The following is a 21,464-nucleotide window of genomic DNA, read 5'->3' on the forward strand; positions in this document are numbered from 1 at the left end:
GTTTACCACTCTCCCTGACCATCACCACAATCTGTCTCTTTTATATCAATCTTATTAATATTTTGACAGCGTATACCCGCACTAGATAGCATAAAATAGTTGGCATTTTCCGTAATGCCTGAATTTTTTGGCTCCGCAAGCATCTTCCATGTTCGGCCAGTGACATTATCAACGCCAGTACCAACAGGCACTAAAGACTGACCAGTTTTATTACCATCAACCAACGTAATCTTGTAGCGGTAGTTTGCATCCGTGCTACCACTTGGTACGTAAATAACAGTAGTACCAGTATCATATCCATACGTTACTACACTGGTTTTACTCACTTTCTTCGGTTGAAAGCCTTTGTACGTCAGTGCCGACGCACGCCAGCGTTCAAGCTCAAGCTGCAATTGCTGCATCTTAGCCTGCGTCTTGCGCTCAGCATTGACGACGATGTAGCGTCGATAGCTCGGAACAGCGATGGCCGCTAAAATACCAATGATAAAAACGACTATCATGAGTTCAATAAGCGTAAAGCCGCGATCATGGTTGGCATAACTTAAGCGATCAGTAGCTAATTTAGATAGATTATGCATATCACTCTCCTCTCCTAGTCGGGAGATTTCTCATACCAGCGCTGAGGATAGAGTTTGTAGCCACTATCATTACCGAAGATACCTCCAGATCCCATGCCTCCGGCTTTCGATGGTACACCACTACCATTAGTCGTATGGGGTAGCACGTTAGGACCGCTAGCACTTGAGTCTCTAGCATCATATCCGGTACGATTATCAGAAACCACTTGCTCTGCAAAAGTCTGATTACCTATTAATACCTGAACATTGGCAAAGTCCTTACTAAATGCACCTAGTGCTAACTCTTGTATGCCTTTACCTGCTCGTACAAAGCCGCCCGTACCATTCTTAGAGCTTTCTGCCTCACAAATACCCCAAGGCAAACAGTATAGCTGACGCTCTGAGCCACCTACCACTTGCGCCGAGCAAGTATTAATCGTCGTATCATATTGCATCTCCGGGCTATAGGCAGTCATATAATAGATACCACCCATTGCAAGCCCTGTCCCCATGCTCTTAACATGCTTGATATTAGAGTAACCATCGAAATAAGTTAAAGGATAACTCCAACCTGAGAACACCCCGCTCTTCATCGCGGCTAAGACACCTGGTTTAGTTTTTGCTACCGGCTGAACGCCTGAGGGCGTAGTAACTTTATCGAAAGGTAAAGAGGCTAGCTTATCTAGCGTCAACTCGTTGACTTTAAGCTCAAAACCATCACCATATAAATTTCCACTGACAATGTCTTTATCTATGATACCAAACAGTCGATTAGCTTCTGTTAGATCACGATTACGTGATAATGGACTACTGCGATCGCCTGAGGCAATATTCACTACAGCAACACGTTTGCCACTAGAATCTTCAGTATTAAAGAAGCTTACAGAAGGCTGAGCATAAAATCGATATTGTAAGCCTTTACCGACTAAGGTTTTAGATAAGCTATCACTAGTATTATCACCACTAGTATTAAGCACTCTACTCACCCGACGCACAAAGGTATTGACACCAGCCGTTGAGCTCACACCACTACCATTTTGTAAATCCACGCGATAAAGCTGACCACCCAAACCACCAAAATATAGATGATCGATCAATCCATCATTATCGCGATCTAGCGTGGTAATCTCACTCACGATACTATGATTCATGGTAGATACTTTTACATTTTTCCCACCAGCACTGTCTCCTGAGATAGAGACGATAAGCTCTCCTGTTTCGGCATCTGCAATATAAACTGCATTACCCTTTGTCTGAGAAATATTGCAGTTGGTTAAGTTATTAGTGGATGAGTTCAGCTTGAAAGTAGGGTCTTCATAGCATTTATCATAACCACCACCAAAGATAAGCACCTCTTTAATATCGTTGCGACCAGAACCAAGTTTTATCTTGCCCACTACAGGCTTAGACATAATCATACCTATTCTGTCATAACCCGAAGTTCCAGCTTCGATGGTAAATAATTTTTCAGGCTTATCTAAGTTGCTAACGTCTAAACCATATAGACCAATACCGCCTTTGCTTAGACCGCCATACACTCTCATACTATTTGCGTTAACCTCTCCACTACCATCATCAGCATTATATTTATAGTTATATCTACCGGCAGTCGTCCATGGAGCATCGACACCGAATATTGGCGGATTGTCCACTACTATATCAGTACTTACTGCACCTTGTTTTAAAGCTCTTAGCTTTGCCTGATTAGTAATAAACTGTTTGGGAATAAAAGCCAAACTCTCCTGTCCAGTGTCAGATTTAGCTATATGCAATGCGCCCTCCATAGAGCCAAACATGATGTAATCTTTTCGATCGCTCTCATTAGTTGAAATTTGACCAGCATCAGCATCTATCGTCTTTGGATCAGAATCAGTGTTTTTTTCAGGTGAGTTAATCTTGCCACCATAGCTAACAAGCGTAGGCTCTGAGTGTAATACACCGCCTAGTACTTTAACTTCACCACTAGGGGTAGTAATAAGCTTTTCAAGCTCAGTCTCTTGAGAATCGGCTGCTTTTATCTTATCAATTAATGTAGTATCAATATTTATGTCATAACCTAAAAAGCTTAGTAGATATAACTTCTCTTCAGCACCATAAGTATCATCTAAGTTTTCAAACCCCACCAACTTGCCCTTTAAAACAGATATTTTTTGCAGACCACTGCCACTTTCCACATAAACTGAACGAGTCGAATTATTATCTGCAGTGGGAGCTTTAAGCTGAGCATAAAAGCCACCCGCTGTTATTCGATCGTTAGCATTAATAGGCTTGCCATCTTTGTCAACTGCTTGATAATTCTTGCTACTCCATAGATCGCGTGCATTAGGATTCAAGTCTGCAGGGAATTTCTTGCCAGTAGTATCTATTTTGCCATCTTTGTCTATATTGACGTATAGCCGAGTATCCGCTTTACTTCCTGTTGCCGACTTCCCATAAAGCGTTCCTTGATTGACTTCATATTTTTTAAGATTACCGGGCCATACTAGGAGACTACTATTTACTTTTGGTTCTAGCATTGGCAGATAAGCATAAGGCTGGATGTTTTGGGCGCTAAGTGGGTCTTGAGGAATGGTAATCGTTCCAGAAGGAATACTGGCTAAGTCATTATCAAGCTTAGATATAAATGACAAGACACTGTTTACGATATCTTTGGAGTCTTTTGCATAGTAAAATCCGCCTTCACCAAAGCCGCCAACACCAGTAAAGCCAGGAAAACCTGTCTTATCGTCGCTAGATTCCATCCCTAAATTACAGGAGTTTTGTGCATCTTTATTTGTTAATAGATCACAACGATAGTATTTTTTTTCATAAGGGGTCCCGTCAGACAATACAGATTGTATAGTTCTATAATTTTCAGTGCTGTTAAAAACGTTAAACTCACTACCAAAACCTACCATAGCGGTTTTAATACCTTTTTTATTTAAAGCTTTGGCGTAGTCGCCTATACAATTCCAACCAGCAGCGCTATTACTACTGCTATTTGTCATGCTAGACTGACAACTGAAGTTAGTGCTAGAACCTAACGATTGATTCATAGAACTTTGTGTATTATTGTTAGAACTACTGTTAGGCAAGCCATCTGTTAGAAGATATATACCTTGACCTGCACATTGAGAGCTTTCAGGTTTGATATAGTTAGTGCCATCACGAATAGAATCATCGTTAGCTATGTTCAAGAAACCACTATATTTAGAACCAACAGTTGAGGTAGAGCTACCTAAGACGTAGGCACCTGCTTCTGTATAAGCTATGGCAGTAGGTGTTCCTCCTAGTGCTTCTAAATTAGCAATATATCGTCGTAAACTAGCTTTTTGTGGCTCCTTCAAAGGTTTTGCTGCTACACCAATTTTGCCATACTTTGCTTGAAATGCATTCTCATTATCATAACCGTAAGAACCCGCACCAACACTAATTTTATCATCCATCTTTGGATTACGTAGTAGCTTAAATACCGCGGCTTTGAGGGCACTTAGTCTATCTAAACGCCAATTGGTTGGAATATCTCCAGCTTCTCTCTCTGCGGTGGTACGAGTATCTCCAACTGTAGTATCAATACAATAAGTAATTTCATAACTTTCACCACTATTCTCATTTCTTGTCTCTCTATAGAAATTGTCTTTAAAGCCTGAAGGATATCCATTACCAATTCCACTAGAAGGACTGATAGCTTTATTTACAGTAGCCCTATCATGATCACTATAATAACAGGCTAAACCATTATTACCTTTAAGCCCAGGGGTATGATATTTGTAGGTTATTGGTACTAGTTTACGTACAATGTTGGGAACCCACTCATTTTGACACCCCCACCAATAACAAACTCTCTGAAACCTTCCTTCGTCAATATCTCTATATTCTTGGACAACATAACTTTCTTGCTTATAGTTAAAATATCCGTAGTCATCCCATAGACTATCGATTCTTCCATAACCAGATCTATAAAAATTACCCATACTGCCTGATTTATCAAGCATAAGCATGACTGTCGGCTGTGTCTCACCGACCGGCGGTTGATAAATCGATAGATCGCCTAAGGTAGTTGTAGCTTGCAACTCCCTTATCATTGTAGCTAACCGCCGCTTCGGCAGTATTAGTAGCTAAACTAATAGCAGACACTGCTAATACTAATGCCGATACTCTAAATGTTGTCCGAGGCGTACACGACGATACTGATAATGGGCTAGAGATTTTCATAGGGTACTCCTTGGAGTATGGGTCAAAGCAAGACAGCATCATACTTATTTAAGTGAATTCTTTACTTAGGCGTGCCGGAGGCAGAAATATTTAGTAATTTCTGACATTCGGCACTGATTGTATTGCTTGCAGTGCCTTTACCATAGTCTAGACACTTCTCTGGTTTTAGCAGGTTTTCTAATTTCACGTCTTCCACTAAGGTTTTCGCTGGTACGCCCTTACTGGCCAAACACTGTGTCAATGTTTGATCATAGTATTTTGTGACATCTTTACCATCTTTATCTTTTCCTGCATAGCCATAATCAGCAGCATTTTGATTGGGTTTTTTTAGGCAGTCCAAAATATCTTCTTCACTCGCCGTTGTCATCCCAGGAAGAAACGAGGTACTAAATAGGCGAAAGTTTGGTGAGCTACTATTGACATTAGACGTAGTAATAGAACGCTGTGTCGGCACATATTCGAAAGGTTCTGAAGCAACCATATCACTACTAGGTCTAGTAACTGCTACTTGCGTCATTACGTTATTACGAGCGCTGCTAAAATCCGCTGCGTTACTCACTCTGCAGAACCCTTTTGAACTTGTAGATCCTGTGACCAGCTTACTACTACCACTAGGATCTATCACTGTTGCCTCATTCATTCGAAAAAAATAGGCATCGCGTGGACGGTAGCAAAATACAATTTGATCGCCTCTATTCTCTTCTGCTCCTACATTCATAAAGTAGCCAAACATACCGGCAGAACTAAGCGCTATACTCTTTTGTAACGCAGCCTGTTTGTCATTTTTATCTATATTAATCACTTGCTCTATACTTTTATTACTATTGTCTGCAGTATTAAGCAACAAGACATCTGCTTGCTCACTTGTAGTTAGTCTCAAGTCAGTAGTGCTATTTCTGACTGCTATAGCACCTGCCAAAGTAATCAATATTAAAAACAATAGAACCACAATCAAGGCAACACCTTGCTGACTGCTTGGTACGGATGAGAGCTTTTTCATAGATTCACACCTTGTTTTATAGACTCTGTCTGGCATTTCGCAAAGCGATTTCATTCTGAAAAACAAAACGTAAATACTTTTTTTCTACATCCGTTGCATCAGCTTTCAACGTTATACTTTTATCAAAAACTGAAAACTTGTTATTCAGCTCAGAAGTCTGGACCACATTATTAGAGCGTATGATGCCACCAATTTTTGCGGATATAATTTCAGGTTTCTTTACTAAATCTTTGTATTGTTGAACTGTATAGTAACGAATGACATCTTTATCTTTTGTTCCTAACAAAATATCAAAATAATCCATATTTTGAATAATAATTTGACCTTTATCTCCAAAATCTCTTATAAGATTTTTGTCTTCTAACACAGTAGCAGGCTTATCTGCTCTACCTTGATCTTCATATGTATCCATATCTTCAGCAATGTACTTACCTGCATCACAATATAAAGATAGTTGATTAGGTTTAGAAGAGTCTTGAGCATTAAGGTAATAACGCTCTATAATTATTTGACCATCAATGATCTTTTTGACTTTATTAAGACTAATCTCTCTTGGTCCCAACGCCAGATTTCCTTCACAATCATACATATCTTGCGGTGCTCTAAACTGGATGGTCAGCTGTCCGCTAGGAGTATTGGTAGCTGTTTTCGCTGCCCATTGATCACCGGTACCAACCTCTGTTACATCACCTGTATTAGTCAATAATACTAAGGGTATAGTTTTACCACCAACTAACTTTATTCCTTTTAGATTACCCGTTTCTGTTAAAACTATACCTGAGCCTTCACTGGTATCATTGACCTCTCCCGCCAACCCTAAATTTGCCAAGCGGATATGATCTTCTATTATAGGTATACCAAACACATTTGAATCAATTAGACTTGATCCTGCATCTTGCAATGTAACTGATCTAACATTGGCCATATAAACTTGCATCACAGCTGCTGATATCAATAGCCCCAAAACTAGGGAAATCATCAGTTCTACCAAGGTAAAACCTTGCTGTATTTTTGATGGAGCATTAGCGGGCTTTATAGATATATACGAAGACGAAACTGACATTAGTATGCCTCCATAATGAAACACGAGGCGGCAGGCTTATAGCTTCCACTCGCATCAGTGCATGAAGCTTTTTCATCAACCATAGTTGGTTTGGTCTGGTTCCATGCCGCTATAATACATTGACGTTCGTTTACTCTGCTTGTATTTGGACAAATTTCTATATTTAAAATAATATCTTTGGAGCAAGCAGATTTTACGATAGCGCCAACATTGTAATTAACTACTTCATCTGAGGTACAGTTTGTAGTATTACATTTCTTTGCTGAAACAGCGTATTCGTTAGCCTTGGTACAATAGGATGCTATAAGATTCTCACTGCTACTACTCTTATAAATGTCGTTAATCTGCTTTCTATAAACTGAACTACTATCAGGCAATACACGCATACTCTCTGACAGGGTCTTTATTGCAGATAGCGATTGAGTACGCATGAGGCTTTCATCAGTAGCTTTAACAGCACTTAATTGCATTGCGCTGAATCCTAGAACAGCTACAGCTAATAGTAGCAAAGCTACCATCACTTCTACTAAACCCACACCTCTTTGAATGGAAAAAACATTCATCAGCATGTTCCTCTTATCTTGATCGCTATACCACCTATTTTGCTAACTTCAATCTGCCTAGAACTACCTTTAGAGCTAATATCACAGATAATGTATGTAGTAGTGTCAGCAGTTTTATTAGGATTAAATTGATTACTTGTGCTTGCTGACGTTATAGTAGTTTTTTTATCATACTTATAGCTTGCTATCGTAGAAATTACCTTTCCAGATACTATATTTTGAATCTTAATGACTTTACTATTATCATCATATTTTAAAGTTAAAGGCTGACGAAGAATACGACTCTCAGTCTTAGCTTCTTTTAACGCATTAGCCAGTGTAGCCGTCGTCGACTTTACACGCTGATTGGCAAGCTGGGTACTGATACTAGGGGCTGCGATACCGACAATAATAGCAAGCACGGCAATCGTTACCATCAGCTCAATCAGGGTAAATCCTGAGCTGCTCATTCGTAATTTTTGTGCTACTTTATTTGTAGATGCGTTCACATCAAGTCCCTATCTATAGCTGTCACTATCTTTGATAAATCCTAGGTCTGTCATAGTAATAATTACCGTACCTAGCCCTTCTAAAATCTATTCTCAGCTTATTATTTTTTTAACTACATCCATTAAAATACATGCAATTTTTGTTCCAATAGAAACAATCGTCATACAGTAACGATACTTTTGTTCAATGTATTTTTTGATTTAAGCGTTTAAAACGTGAACCATAGTCATGGCATTTTATTTAAACGATAAAAATCGAAATATGTAGGTAAAATGTGTCAATAATATAACGTTAAGGCAACATATTAGCAACATAATAGTTATTATAAATGAATAGAAGCAATTTTTTGATAGGAATAGATTTTACAATTGACTGCCGTGCGCTAACGCATAGGCTGATAGGTGATATCGATGAGAGTTCTGAGAATGAATGACCGATAAGCCTGTAGATTGACCACTTAAAGCATGACCTAATGCTTGTAGGCTCGCACCTGTGGTCGCGACATCATCAAATAATAATATGCGTTTAACCGGAGGGTTTTCGACTAGTGCAAAGGCATTTTCTAAGTTGGTTAAGCGCTCGGCACGTGTCAGCCCTTGTTGACTGATAGTATCATCGATACGTTCTACGCCTTGCCAAAGTGGAATGTGCCAATGCTTAGACAATTGCGCGGCTAAAATACTGACCGGGTCAAAACCTCGTTTGACAAGGCGTTGCTCCGTCGTTGGCATCGCAACAATGACACTATTGTTTTGATGACAGCCATGCGGCCTAGGCAATTGACGCAATACATGTAGCAATAACGGCAACTTGGTCATATCTTCATGATGCTTAAAAGCACGAATCGCCTGTCGTATTGGATAATCGTAATAGGTCGCTGCTTGAATAGAGAGAACAGTGCCCGCAGCGATATCAACTTCGAAAGGTTTGGGTAGCCATGCGAGACTGTGATGACAATGTGAGCAGAGCAAGCCGCTATTAAAACGGTTATCAACTTGCTGGCGCAGTTTGGCAAAAAATGAATGCTTATTTAGCGGACTTGATGAGGAATGATTTTGTAGGTGTTGTGATTGCGGCGTACTGCGATAAATACGGCATAACTGGCAGCGTATGTCTCCATACTCTGCCAGCCATAGTCCGCTTTGATAAGGCGCTAAATGGCGCATCGGACGATGCCTATAGACGCGCTTACATTAGAATCCTTTCCAATCGTTAAGCATGATACCAAAACCAATAGAGGTGTTTTCATGATTATAATCAATAATGGATTCGCCATAACCTTGGAATAGCTGGACATAGGCATTGACGTTTTTGCTTAATGGATAGACATAGTCGACTTGCGCCGCGCCTTTATTGGTGCTTGGGTTATAGCGCAAGGTACCGCTGATACTCTGTTGCGCAGGCAAGTCATATAAGAATTTGATATCACCATAACCCATGTAATCTTCAATATCTGGATTGTCTTCACTGCTAGAGCTCTCGTTATTAACGCGAGCCCATAGACGCGGTATAACCGACAGCTTGCCCCACTCTGCCCCTGCCATGAGATACGCACGATTCCACGAGCGTGATAAGGGATCATCTTGCCCATTAGAGTGGTGAATTGCCCCTGCGCCCAACATGCGTAAACGACCACCAAAAGGCAAGTCGGCTGACACTGGCTGAGTCAAAAATATCTCAGGCTGATAGTCGGTCGCGCGAAATGGTCGCGAGTTGTCTTCATTATACACTTGCCAATGCGACTCTTGGGTATAACCAAACCACAAATCTGCGCTGGTATCGAACAAATCTTCCATGACTTTGGTCTTTAAAGACAGCTGGAACTTTAGCTCAGTATTACGCGTGTCGTTAGACGTTAAAGGCTCTGCAGGTTGCGACGGTGTATTTGGGCCTAAATTGGGATCAAAGGTATAAAATATCGGTAATATATAAGTCGGTCGGTACGGTCTAGCCGTCCATTTCCCGCGCTCACTGTTTTTATCCAAATCATAAGACAAGCTTAGTGGGGTAAATTTTTCGATATCCGTTTGGGTGACACCCACGCTTTCTAATACTTCAGCTTCCCTTTGCGTCAGTCCAACGGTATCTAAGCTTTCTGTATCCGCAGGCTGACTGTCTGCCGCTCCATTGGCTGCCGCATTGCCATTCGTCATGACGGTGCTATTTTCTTCTACAAGGACAACTTGTGGATTACCGGCAAGCGTGCTTTGAAAGGTTTTTGCCAAATCTACTGGCTGTTTAGTGGTGGTATAGCTTGGCTTTTTGCCTTCTTCCGCCACTTTATCAAAGCAGGCCAAACGAGCAGCACTGGTCTGAACTTGGGTACATTCATAAAACAATCGTGCTTGCTGAGCGACGAAATCTTTGCTTATCACTTTATCGCTTTGCGCGGCTGCATTCAAATTTACAACGCGCTTATTGACACTTTTTGAGGACTTATCCACTTCAGCTTCAAATGCGATATCCTCTACAGGCAAATCCTCATAAATTTCACCGCCATTTGCCGCATGGCCTTGCAGCGTAAAACAAGTGAGCGCCATACCGACCGCTATCGTTAAATAGCGTTTAGGCATCTGAGTGTTGGTGTTTTTTCGCGCTTTAATAAAGGGCAAAGAGGTGCGCTGCGGAGTAATATGGGAAAGCATAAGTGTCCTTTATCTAACTGACATCATCGTCAGCAGAGTATATGAGATAATTAATATAACCATTAGCGTTAACGCTAAAATAGAATAAGAACTAAAAGAAAATCAATAAATTGGGACATAAAAGGCAGCCATCACGTAAGGTAATGCTCCTTCGGCAATGTTGCTTTATTGTAATGAAAATATGTGTACTATACTAGCGTTATCGCTGCATTATACCAGTATAAATAATAAGCCAAATAAGAATAAGTGCCGCGAAACCAAGACTTTAGCGCACAAACTAAACACGCCATTTAATAAAAGTAAAAAAGCCAACGCCCTATTATTAAAGGACGTTGGCTTTTTTCTATTAAGAATAAAGAAAGACTTATCTAAATGGCGTTATTGGTTTAGTGCCGTTAAGGTTTGTTCAAACTCTGAGCGACCAATCTCACCAACTTGCTGATTGGTCAATTGACCGTCTTGATAATATAGCAATGCTGGCGGACCAAACAGTTTATAACGCGCTAAGATAGCTTTAGAATCGGCTGTGGTTTCTGTGATATCAAGTCGCACCAACTGCCAATCTTGCATCTGTGCTGGACGATTATGAAATAAATTCTTATCCATAATCCGGCATTCAACACACCAGTCAGCGGTCAAATCGACAATAACTTTGGGGTTGGCGGCGATAATTGTATCGAGCTCGGCAAGGGTGGTGATATGTTCGTCTGTCGCATTATTATTGGCCAGTGGCTGACCTGACGTCGTTTGCATCATCGGCGCGGCACTTAATGACGCCAGCGGATGTAAGCTATCATCATTGCCCAATGCGGCGCCAATGATTAAACAAGCCGCCCAAATACCGGCAATCAGCTCTAGCGCTTGGGTCAGCATACGACCTTTACCCAACCAGCTCCACGCCCACATCGCCACGACCATAAACCATAGTGCCCACACCATCAGCATCACAGGTGAGATAAAGACACGCTCAATCAATAACAGTGCAACGGCAAAGAGTAATAAAGCAAAACCTTGCTTGACCCAATTCATCCACTCGCCAGCTTTGGGCATGATTTTACCTTGGGTGGCACCGATTAAGATAAGCGGCGCTGATAAACCAAAACCTAGCATAAATAAGGCGGCAAACCCAAGTAGCGGGCTACCAATCGTCGATACTGCAAGCAGCGCACCAAATAATGGCGCAGAAACACACGGCGATACCACTAAAGCAGATAAGAAACCGGCGATTAAGCTACCGCCCGTACTACCAAGCTTGCTATCCCCTGCTTGGCTTAAGCCTTGCATTTTACGGCTAATAAAACTTGGCAGACGAATGCTAAATACACCAAGCATATATAACGCCAGTAGGACAAAGACAATGGCAAAGCTAATCAAGATAATAGGATTTTGTAACCAACCAATAATGCCTAAGGATTCGCCAAACACAGCGATGACCGCACCCAAAATACCATAAGCCGTTGCGACACCAATAGCATAACTGCTGGTCAAAATAACACCGCGTTTCACCGTTGGGTTATCTTCGCGAGCAACGATATTGGCGACAATCGGTAGCATCGGCAACACGCATGGTGTCAATGCCAAGCCTAACCCTGCTAAAAACAATAATACTAATGCCAACCACGGATGAGAAGCCAAACCAAAAGGATCGCTATCGACCGCATTATTGCCAGTTACTGTATTTTTGTCTGTTGCAGCAGCATTATTTATTGCAGCGCCATTGTTTGTAGGCTCACTTGTGACATTGCCACCTACCACCTGTTCATCTGCACCAGAAATGGTATTGCTAGCACCAAGCTCTGCATCCAAAGCCTCATCATCTAGCAAGGCATAATCAATCACTTCATCATCTGACGAGTTTTGCTCTACAGCAGCAGCATTATTAGCATCAGTTGCACTTGTAGATAACTGAGCACTGTCTGCAACGCTATCATTCGTTGCAGAATTTGTAGCGGAAGTACTGGCGCTATTTGCTGCAGAATTTGGCGGCGCGGCAGCAATATTAACCGTGGTGTTGATTTTTTCAGGTGGATAGCACAGCCCTGCTTTGGCGCAGCCTTGCCAACCAATCGTTACAGCAGCATTATCTAAGCTTTTGCCATTACTATTGGTCAAAATGGTGCTGGCAACCATATTGGTTTGATCAAATACCGGTACGCGCCCGAAAGTTGGATCATCGATTGAAATTGGCTTTTGGCTAAAGGTAAAAGGCGCAGCAGTAACGCCCGCTGGCAGGGTCAGTTTAATTTTGTCTTTATAAACATAATGCTCAGGCGTGATGTCAAAATTAATCGCTAAGCGGGTGCCATTATTGGCAGGTTTGCTACTAGTGCTGACCTGAAAAGCTTGATCAACTGACAAAAACTTCGGTTGGGCAGCGCTTTTATTACCGAATAAATCACCCAGTCCTGCCGCTTGCGTTGACATGGAGGTCGCGCTCACTCCAGTAGCAACTAGCGCAGTCAGTCCCGTCGGTAAAAGCCCGGTAAATAACGAGCCACTGGCGATAGTAAATGCTAAGAGATACGACTTTTTGGAAGCACGAATCGTTGCTCGCGATGAAGTTTTTTCTGCTGTCTTAATGGACATGAAACGCTACCTATTGATGACTAATATGCTATGTATTACCTATGCTTGCTTGAATTGAAGCGCTATCTATTTACGTGATTATTTGCTGACGGGATTATTTATTTACGTACCGTAGCAATATTTACCGTGGTTTTGATTTTCTCTGGCGGATAGCATAGCCCCGCCTTGGAGCAGCCTTGCCAGCCAATGATAACTGGTACATTTTTGGCGCCTTTGCCATTATTGGTGGTCAGCGTGGTGGTTGCGACCATATTTTTTTGCGTAAAGACAGGCACTTTACCAAAGGTTGGATCATCAATAGACACTGGCGACTGACTAAAGCTAAACGGCGCGGCACTGATACCCTTAGGAAAACTGACAGTAAGCTTGTCTTTATAAACGTAATGCCCGGGCGTGATATCAAACGTAATCGATAACTGCGTACCTTTAGAGGTCGCTTTGGTAATACTGCCTACTTGAAAGGCTTTATCAACCGGCAAAAACTTCGATTGCGCCGCATTATTATTGCCAAACAGCTCACCCAGTCCTGCTGCTTGCGCGCTCATCGACGTCATTGATAATCCTGTCAGCAATGAGCTGATCATAAGAGCAAGTGCCAGTAAGTGAGACTTTCGAGAAACGCGTTTGTTAATATCGGTTGCTGTTAAAGTTGCTGTTTTTATAGACATAAATAATACCTCTGATGACGGACTTTAATGATCGCTTGTTATAACCGCTTGCAATAAGCGCTGATTAAACCCTGACTGTTTTGGCGATAGTATGAACATCAGAGCATACAGTAATGATATTGCTGCTTATAATCTGTACTGATACTTATTTTAGTTTTAATAAAAAATATCAACCAATAAAGCCTTATTGGTTGATATTTAGAGAGTATTAATACGGTCTTAACCTATAAAAACTCAATTATTAGCGAATAACTGACGGCTTATTTCTAATAATGCTTCAAGCTAACTTTATAGCTGAGCATAAATATCCGCATCTTGCCCTTCACCGCCCTGCTGCCCATCTGCACCCAACGAAAATAAATCATAAGGTCGGCCTTCACTACCCGGTGCTACATACTGCATCTCATTTTCCCAACCATCGGTCGGATAACCACCTTTGATATAACCACCATCAGGATAGTTTTTGGCATCGGCGGGCGGCGTGGTCAATGCTTCTAGACCTTGGGCAGTGGTTGGATAACGTGAATTATCAACCTTGTACATATCAAGGGCATTGGAGACCGTAGCAAGCGCCGTTTCAGTGGTTTTGACGCGGGCTTTATCACTTTGCCCGACCACTTTTGGCACCACCAAACCTGCAAGGATAGCCAAAATCACAATCACCACCATAATCTCAATGAGGGTAAATCCAGATTGACTACTGCGCATTGGCTGATGGCCGCGCACCGTCGTTTTGCTATCATCATTCACAATAGCGACAGGTGTTTGGGCGTTATTAATAGCAGTCTGCGGCATTATATTTACTTGGTTTTTTTTAGTCATAATCATCGCTTTTATCGTCACAGTTATATAAGTGGTCAGGAGCGCTCAGGTAATATTAGCGGGGTCTTAATGAATATTGAATCGATTATCACTATAGACCATGATTTTATTTTTATCCAGCGCTGCGATTAGATTATCATTACGGTTAATGGTTTTGCCAATGTCAACCTGACAAAAGCGGCAAATCTCATATAAACAGATAATAAATAATATAAAACCTTTAGAATACAAAGTGAAAGTCAAAGCGGATTGACGTTAGCTACTATAACCCAATGCCTAAGCGGACTGAAGTATATAGCCCGCGTCTTCAACAATGTACAACAGTGAGCAAAGCTTAAGAAAGCTAGCGCAGGATTTGGTAAGGTAGATAAAAAGAAAATTTGAATAGGTTGGAAGTAGAATAATTGAATTGAAGCGACTTAAACCATATAAAAAATGGTGTTTACTAGCCTGCTAAATCATTCATATTCACAATCGGCAGCATCACCGCCATCACAATAATCATCACTACCACGCCCATAAGCACTAGCATCAACGGCTCAAGTAACGACAGTAAGGTGCTGATAAAATTGGTCGCTTCCGCTTCTTGCATATTAGCCGCGCGGCTGAGCATATTTTCAAGCTCACCTGAATTTTCACCACTTTTAATCATTTGTACCATCATTGGTGGAAAGTAGCTGGACTTGTCTAATTGACTCGATAAGCTTGAGCCTTCTGTCACCCTATCGGCTGCTGTGATAATGGTTTTTTGAATATGTAAATTGGTGGTGACCGCCGCGCCTATATGTAACGCTTCAATCAGCGGCACACCTGAGCGCACCAGTATCGCAAGCGTACTGGCAAAGCGCGCGGCATTAAGCCCTTTTGATAAGCGCGCCAATATCGGTAGCCTGAGCACAATGCTGTCTATCGCTAATTTACCCGCTTGGGTTTGGGCAAAGCGATAAAACAAAAACGCCGCTCCTGCCAATACCAAAAGCATCAACCACCACCACTGGGTAATGATATTTGATAAGCTCAGGACAATTTGGGTAATGAGCGGTAGCGCTTGCTCCGATTGCTCAAAAACTTTGACAATCTTGGGCACCACAAAGCTCATCAGCCCCATAATCACCCCGACTGCCATCACCATCAGCACAATCGGATAGACCATCGCCCCTTGGATTTTCTTTTGTAGGGCAAAACGGTTTTCGGTGTAATCTGCTAATTGGTTGAGAATTAAATCTAAGTGACCTGACTTTTCCCCTGCCGCAATGGTGGCAATATAAAGCGGCGGAAAACTGGCCGCTTGTTGCAACGCCCGTGCTAAGCTTAAACCTTCTAGCACATGCGAGCGTACGGCAAGCATCAATGATTTTATGTGAGTTTTTGGCGATTGTTTGGCGACCGCAGCAAGCGTTTCCTCTAAAGGAATACCGGCGGCCAGTAATACTGATAATTGACGGGTCAGCAATGCCAATTCATAAGCCGATGGTTTTTTATAGCGGTTTTTACTTTGGCTTTGTCGGTCATTGACGGCTGTGACTTCAACGGGCGTCCATTGTTTATCACGCAGCTGCTGGCGCACTTGCCGCGCAGAATCGCCTTCAAGTAAGCCTTTTTGGACACTGCCATGATCGTCTAACGCTTTATAATGATAAGCGGGCATAGCAGCGAATATCCTAAGGTGGTCAATTAAAAAGGGTGATAAATCGACGTTTTAACGTAAATGATAGAGAATTAATATCTTAGAAAAGCGGCGTAGAATCACTACTATCTGGCATTAAACCTTGTAATAATAAAACATCTAAATGCTGTTGTTGCAGTTTTTTATCGAAATCATTGACCTCAGCTATTAACATTCTCTCGATACGCTTGTCACTGGCAAATACGCTTAATCGTGCACAAATAACCGCCAATTGATAAATACGCTTTTTACAATAACCATCCAAGCCTTGCAGCAGCCGCACCATATGCGGCGTCTCTAAACTGGCGTATTCATAGTCACTCACAACCTGCGGGCCCAGCGCTGTAACCCCATAACTGATAGACAAATGGGCGCAAAAATAGCAGCTAAATAAGTAACCAACCACATGACCAATATAATAGCCGCGGTCATAAGTAAAGCTGCTGACCCCAAAGTGCCCGAGGACATAGCTGTTTAAACTGCCTTGATCTAGAATAGGCTTGCCATGTTTGAGCTTACCGATGGTAGCAAAGCGTAGTGGATTGTGCCCATCTTGCGTCGTTAACTGCCAACCGGCGGGCTGCTGCGCGGGCATATGACGCACAATATCTTCGATAATATCATCAACCACATGCAGCTGCTGCCATAGGCGCTCTAGCCCATCGGTATCCATAAGACCACGTTTATCCAGCTGCTGCGCCAGTAAATATTGCTGATATTCTGCAAACTGTGTTTTTAGCGTTTGTACCAAATAAGTAGGACGGGTCGCGGCAGACGCCATATAAAGTTGGCGCGTACGCTCATGCTGAGCACGATAAAGCGCCACGCGCTGAGCGGCGACATTGGTCTCTGTGTTGGCAGTACTTAGGGTTTGATGGGCAGGTAGTTGGTTAGTAGATATTTGATTAGCAGGTATTTCGTTGTCACTATTCACGCCAGCTTGTTCAAGCGGTAATTGTTTAGTTGCTGATTTTTCAGCGGCTAGATTTTCGCCTGATAATTCGTCAGAGTTAGGCTCAGCATTTGGCAAAGTAAATAATGCTAATAATGCCGCTTTATCAAGCGCAGCCGTCACTTGACCTTTTTGCTTATTTTTTACCGTTCGCTGATTGTTTTTTACCTTACTTTTAACGTCTTTTTGATTAACGCTTTTTTTATTAACGTCGTCTGTATGATTAGTAGGCATAGTAGCGCCTTGAGAATCATTTAAGGTTACGGTTGGTTTAGCGGTCGGTTCAGTCATAAAATACCATCAGCTGCAAAAAATCAACATTACCCAAGTCCTACTAGCTATCACCATCGCATGGCTGTCATACCATGAGATTGAGATATTACCTGCTAAAAAATTAACGCATCAACGCGCATCAGTACATCTAGTCTTGGGCAACTCATGATTCTATAGTACCTGAACCTCAGTACATTGTCAGCTGTCCATCACCGAAATACTAGGCATCAAACTCAGTGATAAAGGGTCTGTTAAGCAGTAAAAACATCCAATCCATAATGAGTATTGAATAAAAAAAGCGCTCAGGCAAATAAATAGCCTGAGCGCTTTTTAAAGATGCACGACAGCTAAGAGCTGACTAAGCAAGCGTTTGCTGCTGATACTGCTGGCGATAGGCTTTTGGCGAAACACCATAAACACGCTTAAAGGCTTGGCTAAAGGTTGAGTCTGAAGCATAACCGACCAATTCGCTGATACGGCTAATACTATTTTGCTGCAACCGCAAATAACGGGCGGCTAAGCGTAGGCGATAATCCATCAAATAGGTCAATGGTGGTATGCCGACCACTTCCTTGAAACGCTGCGCAAAGCTTGAGCGTGACATTCCTGCCACCTCAGCGAGCTTATGAATCGTCCAATTTTTGCTTGGCGACTCATGCATCGCTACCAGCGCTTTGGTCAAAAACGGGTCTTTCATGGCGATGAGCCAATTATCAGTCGCTTCAGGTAGACTTTCAATATATACCCGCAGGCACTCAATCATCATAATACTTGCCCAATGATTGATGACCGCAGCTTTGCCCATACGCTCGTGTTCAGTCTCTAACGTCAGCAGCCGAATCTCGACATCAATGACTTCAAACCGACCATCAGCTTCTTCGCTGATTTCAGGCAATATCGCTGGCAAGACGGACAATAAAGGCCGAATCATCGCCTTATCGTACTTACATTCAATCAATATCAGCGATGAATTGGGTTCACCGTCAGCCTCACCCTGAAGATCCAATGTATGTTTTTGACAATTTGCCAATGACGCATCTAACGATGCAGCATTATCACCATGATGATTTAGCGCGTAACTGACATGATTATGCGCACTTGGAACCATAATCATGTCGCCAGCATGCACTTGTCGCGGACCATTGCCGACATCGATAACAAAACCACCCGACATCACCAAATAAAATAAAATTGTATCCTGTCTTGTGATTGAATAAGACCAATGACCAGCACCATTTAAACGATAATATTTCGTTTCGAATAAATGCACATTTTGTAGCAACACGCTCAGTGCGTCCATCCATCACTTCCTCAGTAATATGTACGTAATAGCCATCACATTTAAAAAGAGACAAAGCGCTTATCACTGCAAAATCTCTTAAAGCACTCAAGGTGCAATTTTTATTTTCTATAAAGGATTCACTTTAAAACCGATACAGTGTAATTGGGATAAATTTTTCCTAGCCGCTGTGATAGCAGCAAGTAAGGAGGATTTATACCCGTCGCATCGCCCATCACTATTAACGTATCAATTTTATTTTGAACTGACGATAGAAGTTTTATGTTTGATAAAGTCGAAGCAAATAAACACCTAAAAATACCTAGAAACATCAAGTAAATAATTTGATTTGACAGCTGGATTTAAGAACGGCTATCAAACATTTATTTGACAACCCTAGCAAGTCAGCAAAGACATCTATCATAAGAAAAAAAGCGAAAAAAGGCTAGCAGGCGCTTAGTTAATTAAATGCCTAGGAAGTTTATAACTGATAAGAATTAAAACAGCAGATTGACATACTCCTCCACTTTCGCCAAGCTCAAGCGGGGGATTCTAAAAGCGTTAGCGCTTAGGCGACATTCTCACGAATATCACAAGTTTTCTGTTTCAACGGGCGACCTTTACCGCATCCTCCCTCCACAGACAAAACGGCATGTCCTGCCGATAATATATTACGAGCCGCATTAATATCAGCGTTCGCAATATAACCGCATTGGACGCACTCAAACTTAGCTTGAGTTTGTCGATTTTCTTTAGCGATATGCTTGCATTCAAAGCAGGTTTGGCTGGTGTAGCGTGGGTTTACTTTAATGAGCACCCCGCCTGTCCAGTGCTGCTTGTACTCAAGCATATCAACCATCATGCCCCAGCCTTGATCTAAGATGGATTTGTTTAATCCTGACTTGGCTTTGACGTTACGCCCTTTGTTTTCTAGCGTACCGCTTGCAGATTTCGACATATTGGCTACTTTTAAATCCTCACAAGCAATCATGGCGTGGTTTTTGCTGATCGCGGTGGTGATTTTATGCAAGTAATCATGGCGAATATTGGCGATGTGATGGTGTAATTTTTGAATCTTACGGTTCTGCTTTTTCCAGTTTTGACTGAATAAGACTTTTCTACTTAATTGGCGCTGTAATGCGGCCAGTTTAATTTGATTGGCTTTAAAGCTATTTTTGGGTTTGATGTGCTGACCTTCTGAGGTGGTAATGAGTTTAGTGACACCTAAATCAATACCTATGGCGCTTTTAGAGGGGTGAATTGGGTTTTGATCCAGTTCTCGCTCCGTACCAAAAGACACGTACCAGTGCCCTGATTTCTTGCTAATAGTGATGTTTTTGATGGTGCCGATGATGTCTTGTGATTTTCTAAATTTCACAAAGCCCACGCCATTAGGTAGTTTGACGCGATTGCCTTCAATACGGCAATACTTATCAAACTGAACAAGCCTGATTGAGTCGCAGCCATCGGATTTACGTTTAAATCTTGGCATCAGTTGTCGTAGTTGAATCTCTGTGCCATCAAGCAACTTAAAGGATTTGGGCTTTCTAGGTTTCTTCTTATTTTCTTTATATCGGGCATGGACTTTAGGGTCGAAAAATCTTGACCAAGCCGATGCCAAGTCACGAATCTTTTGCTGCAAGGACACCGCATTTGATTGAGATTTCAAAAAAGAAAAATCAGGATTGTTCTTTAGATCCATGATTTTATTAACCAAGTTGGTGGCATTAATAAATTCATTTTTGGCAAACATCTCAAATGAGATCGCTAGCATTTGATTCCAAACAAAGCGGGCAGAGCCGACAAGATTATTTAGAATAATCTCCTGCTCTGCATTAGGCTCAAGCCTAAATTTATACGCTTTGTTGATTTTCATTACCGCAACTAATTTTGTTTGATAGAATATAAGTTCTAAAGATTATTTAGATTTCATACAGTAGCTAATTTGTATAAAAATATAATAAACACTAGGCGAAATTCACCTCCACCCTAATGTCGGGTGGAGTCCTCTTTCGCTTCTAGATAGTTTGCATGGCATCATAATTTAGAGAGCATGCATGAATATTAAACAGACAGGCACGAAAAAATGCCAGTAATGGCAAATAGAGTTATTTTAATATTTTTTGAAGGTAGTGAGGAAGGTAATGCAGAATAAAATATGGGGCGACTGATGGGACTCGAACCCACGACAACCGAGATCACAACCCGGGGCTCTACCAACTGAGCTACAACCGCCATAACTGTTGCCAAAAAGGCAAGATTGACAGGCTAAATGGTGCGCCTGGCAGGATTCGAACCTGCGGCCACCTCCTTAGAAGGGAGATGCTCTATCCAACTGAGCTACAGGCGCTCTTAGAGGACTTTTATATATCTTGGTAAGTTTAGCATAGCAGAAACTAAACCATTATACATAAAAAAAAGCCTGTAAGGCTCTTTAAATAGATGGTCGGAGTGATAGGATTCGAACCTACGACCCTCTGGTCCCAAACCAGATGCGCTACCAAACTGCGCCACACTCCGAAATTTTCTATTATCACGATAGTTTGTTATTTAACTTATTATCGGTAATACCGCTAACTTGTTAATGTTACTTGCTATCGAGGTGCACATATTAAGGGTTAAAGCCGGTTGTGTCAACACTTATTTTTGATTATTTTCAAAGAATCGTTAAACTCTTTTAAAAACCTTAAATCTTCATGCAAATAGC

The 21,464-nt window shown here is 41.7% G+C and carries 15 protein-coding genes and 3 tRNA genes; all 18 read right to left on the reverse strand.

From position 1 onward, the window contains the following. Window positions 1-2: 2 nt before the first annotated feature. Window positions 3-578: a prepilin-type N-terminal cleavage/methylation domain-containing protein gene (locus tag JMX94_RS13485; RefSeq protein ID WP_201562393.1), complete on the reverse strand. Its 576-nt coding sequence runs from the start codon at window positions 576-578 to the stop codon at window positions 3-5. Between the two features lie 14 nt (window positions 579-592). Next, on the reverse strand, window positions 593-4,609 hold the full coding sequence (locus JMX94_RS00855; protein ID WP_201562395.1) for a PilC/PilY family type IV pilus protein: 4,017 nt from the start codon (window positions 4,607-4,609) through the stop codon (window positions 593-595). A 203-nt stretch (window positions 4,610-4,812) separates the two neighbouring features. Next, on the reverse strand, window positions 4,813-5,751 hold the full coding sequence (locus JMX94_RS00860) for a hypothetical protein (protein ID WP_201562396.1): 939 nt from the start codon (window positions 5,749-5,751) through the stop codon (window positions 4,813-4,815). 16 nt (window positions 5,752-5,767) lie between these two features. Then, window positions 5,768-6,814, reverse strand: coding sequence for a PilW family protein (locus JMX94_RS00865; protein ID WP_201562398.1), 1,047 nt, complete (start codon window positions 6,812-6,814; stop codon window positions 5,768-5,770). Continuing rightward, window positions 6,814-7,377, reverse strand: a complete 564-nt coding sequence (gene pilV, locus JMX94_RS00870; RefSeq protein WP_201562400.1) for a type IV pilus modification protein PilV — start codon at window positions 7,375-7,377, stop codon at window positions 6,814-6,816. The genes JMX94_RS00865 and pilV overlap by 1 nt, the downstream gene beginning before the upstream one ends. Next, window positions 7,377-7,865: a Tfp pilus assembly protein FimT/FimU gene (locus tag JMX94_RS00875; RefSeq protein WP_227673453.1), complete on the reverse strand. Its 489-nt coding sequence runs from the start codon at window positions 7,863-7,865 to the stop codon at window positions 7,377-7,379. Before JMX94_RS00875 ends, pilV begins: the two co-directional genes overlap by 1 nt. Window positions 7,866-8,228: 363 nt before the next feature. Further along, complete coding sequence (locus JMX94_RS00880; RefSeq protein ID WP_201562402.1) at window positions 8,229-9,032, reverse strand: ComF family protein; 804 nt, start codon at window positions 9,030-9,032, stop codon at window positions 8,229-8,231. A gap of 27 nt (window positions 9,033-9,059) precedes the next feature. Beyond that, window positions 9,060-10,511, reverse strand: coding sequence for a phospholipase A (locus JMX94_RS00885; RefSeq protein ID WP_201562404.1), 1,452 nt, complete (start codon window positions 10,509-10,511; stop codon window positions 9,060-9,062). 378 nt (window positions 10,512-10,889) lie between these two features. Next, window positions 10,890-13,097, reverse strand: coding sequence for a protein-disulfide reductase DsbD (gene dsbD, locus JMX94_RS00890; protein ID WP_201562406.1), 2,208 nt, complete (start codon window positions 13,095-13,097; stop codon window positions 10,890-10,892). A gap of 98 nt (window positions 13,098-13,195) precedes the next feature. Beyond that, on the reverse strand, window positions 13,196-13,765 hold the full coding sequence (locus JMX94_RS00895; RefSeq protein ID WP_201562408.1) for a protein-disulfide reductase DsbD N-terminal domain-containing protein: 570 nt from the start codon (window positions 13,763-13,765) through the stop codon (window positions 13,196-13,198). Between the two features lie 288 nt (window positions 13,766-14,053). Continuing rightward, entirely contained in the window at window positions 14,054-14,473 is a 420-nt protein-coding gene (gene gspG, locus JMX94_RS00900; protein ID WP_201562459.1) for a type II secretion system major pseudopilin GspG, read from the reverse strand. Window positions 14,474-15,032: 559 nt separating this feature from the next. Next, a complete protein-coding gene (gspF, locus tag JMX94_RS00905) occupies window positions 15,033-16,235 on the reverse strand; it encodes a type II secretion system inner membrane protein GspF (RefSeq protein ID WP_201562410.1) in 1,203 nt (400 codons plus the stop codon). A gap of 79 nt (window positions 16,236-16,314) precedes the next feature. After that, window positions 16,315-17,496 carry a hypothetical protein gene (locus JMX94_RS00910; RefSeq protein WP_201562412.1) on the reverse strand — a complete coding sequence of 394 codons (1,182 nt, stop codon included), beginning with the start codon at window positions 17,494-17,496 and terminating at the stop codon, window positions 16,315-16,317. A 340-nt stretch (window positions 17,497-17,836) separates the two neighbouring features. Further along, complete coding sequence (locus JMX94_RS00915; protein ID WP_201562414.1) at window positions 17,837-18,778, reverse strand: AraC family transcriptional regulator; 942 nt, start codon at window positions 18,776-18,778, stop codon at window positions 17,837-17,839. Between the two features lie 547 nt (window positions 18,779-19,325). After that, window positions 19,326-20,633 carry an RNA-guided endonuclease TnpB family protein gene (locus tag JMX94_RS00920; protein WP_201562416.1) on the reverse strand — a complete coding sequence of 436 codons (1,308 nt, stop codon included), beginning with the start codon at window positions 20,631-20,633 and terminating at the stop codon, window positions 19,326-19,328. Between the two features lie 283 nt (window positions 20,634-20,916). Further along, window positions 20,917-20,992, reverse strand: a tRNA-His gene (locus tag JMX94_RS00925). 38 nt (window positions 20,993-21,030) lie between these two features. Continuing rightward, window positions 21,031-21,107 (reverse strand) — tRNA-Arg (locus JMX94_RS00930). A 93-nt stretch (window positions 21,108-21,200) separates the two neighbouring features. Then, a tRNA-Pro gene (locus JMX94_RS00935) sits at window positions 21,201-21,277 on the reverse strand. Window positions 21,278-21,464 lie beyond the last annotated feature (187 nt).

The sequence above is a fragment of the Psychrobacter sp. CMS30 genome (assembly GCF_904846565.1).
Taxonomy (GTDB): Bacteria; Pseudomonadota; Gammaproteobacteria; order Pseudomonadales; family Moraxellaceae; genus Psychrobacter; species Psychrobacter maritimus.

What these genes read in the sequence shown, in the direction of transcription:
- JMX94_RS13485 (WP_201562393.1), bottom strand. Translation starts at nt 578, where the DNA reads ATGCATAATCTATCTAAATTAGCTACTGATCGCTTAAGTTATGCCAAC.
- JMX94_RS00860 (WP_201562396.1), bottom strand. Translation starts at nt 5,751, where the DNA reads ATGAAAAAGCTCTCATCCGTACCAAGCAGTCAGCAAGGTGTTGCCTTG.
- JMX94_RS00865 (WP_201562398.1), bottom strand. Translation starts at nt 6,814, where the DNA reads ATGTCAGTTTCGTCTTCGTATATATCTATAAAGCCCGCTAATGCTCCA.
- pilV (WP_201562400.1), bottom strand. Translation starts at nt 7,377, where the DNA reads ATGAATGTTTTTTCCATTCAAAGAGGTGTGGGTTTAGTAGAAGTGATG.
- JMX94_RS00880 (WP_201562402.1), bottom strand. Translation starts at nt 9,032, where the DNA reads ATGCGCCATTTAGCGCCTTATCAAAGCGGACTATGGCTGGCAGAGTAT.
- JMX94_RS00885 (WP_201562404.1), bottom strand. Translation starts at nt 10,511, where the DNA reads ATGCTTTCCCATATTACTCCGCAGCGCACCTCTTTGCCCTTTATTAAA.
- dsbD (WP_201562406.1), bottom strand. Translation starts at nt 13,097, where the DNA reads ATGTCCATTAAGACAGCAGAAAAAACTTCATCGCGAGCAACGATTCGT.
- JMX94_RS00895 (WP_201562408.1), bottom strand. Translation starts at nt 13,765, where the DNA reads ATGTCTATAAAAACAGCAACTTTAACAGCAACCGATATTAACAAACGC.
- gspG (WP_201562459.1), bottom strand. Translation starts at nt 14,473, where the DNA reads ATGCGCAGTAGTCAATCTGGATTTACCCTCATTGAGATTATGGTGGTG.
- gspF (WP_201562410.1), bottom strand. Translation starts at nt 16,235, where the DNA reads ATGCCCGCTTATCATTATAAAGCGTTAGACGATCATGGCAGTGTCCAA.
- JMX94_RS00910 (WP_201562412.1), bottom strand. Translation starts at nt 17,496, where the DNA reads ATGACTGAACCGACCGCTAAACCAACCGTAACCTTAAATGATTCTCAA.
- JMX94_RS00915 (WP_201562414.1), bottom strand. Translation starts at nt 18,778, where the DNA reads ATGGACGCACTGAGCGTGTTGCTACAAAATGTGCATTTATTCGAAACG.
- JMX94_RS00920 (WP_201562416.1), bottom strand. Translation starts at nt 20,633, where the DNA reads ATGAAAATCAACAAAGCGTATAAATTTAGGCTTGAGCCTAATGCAGAG.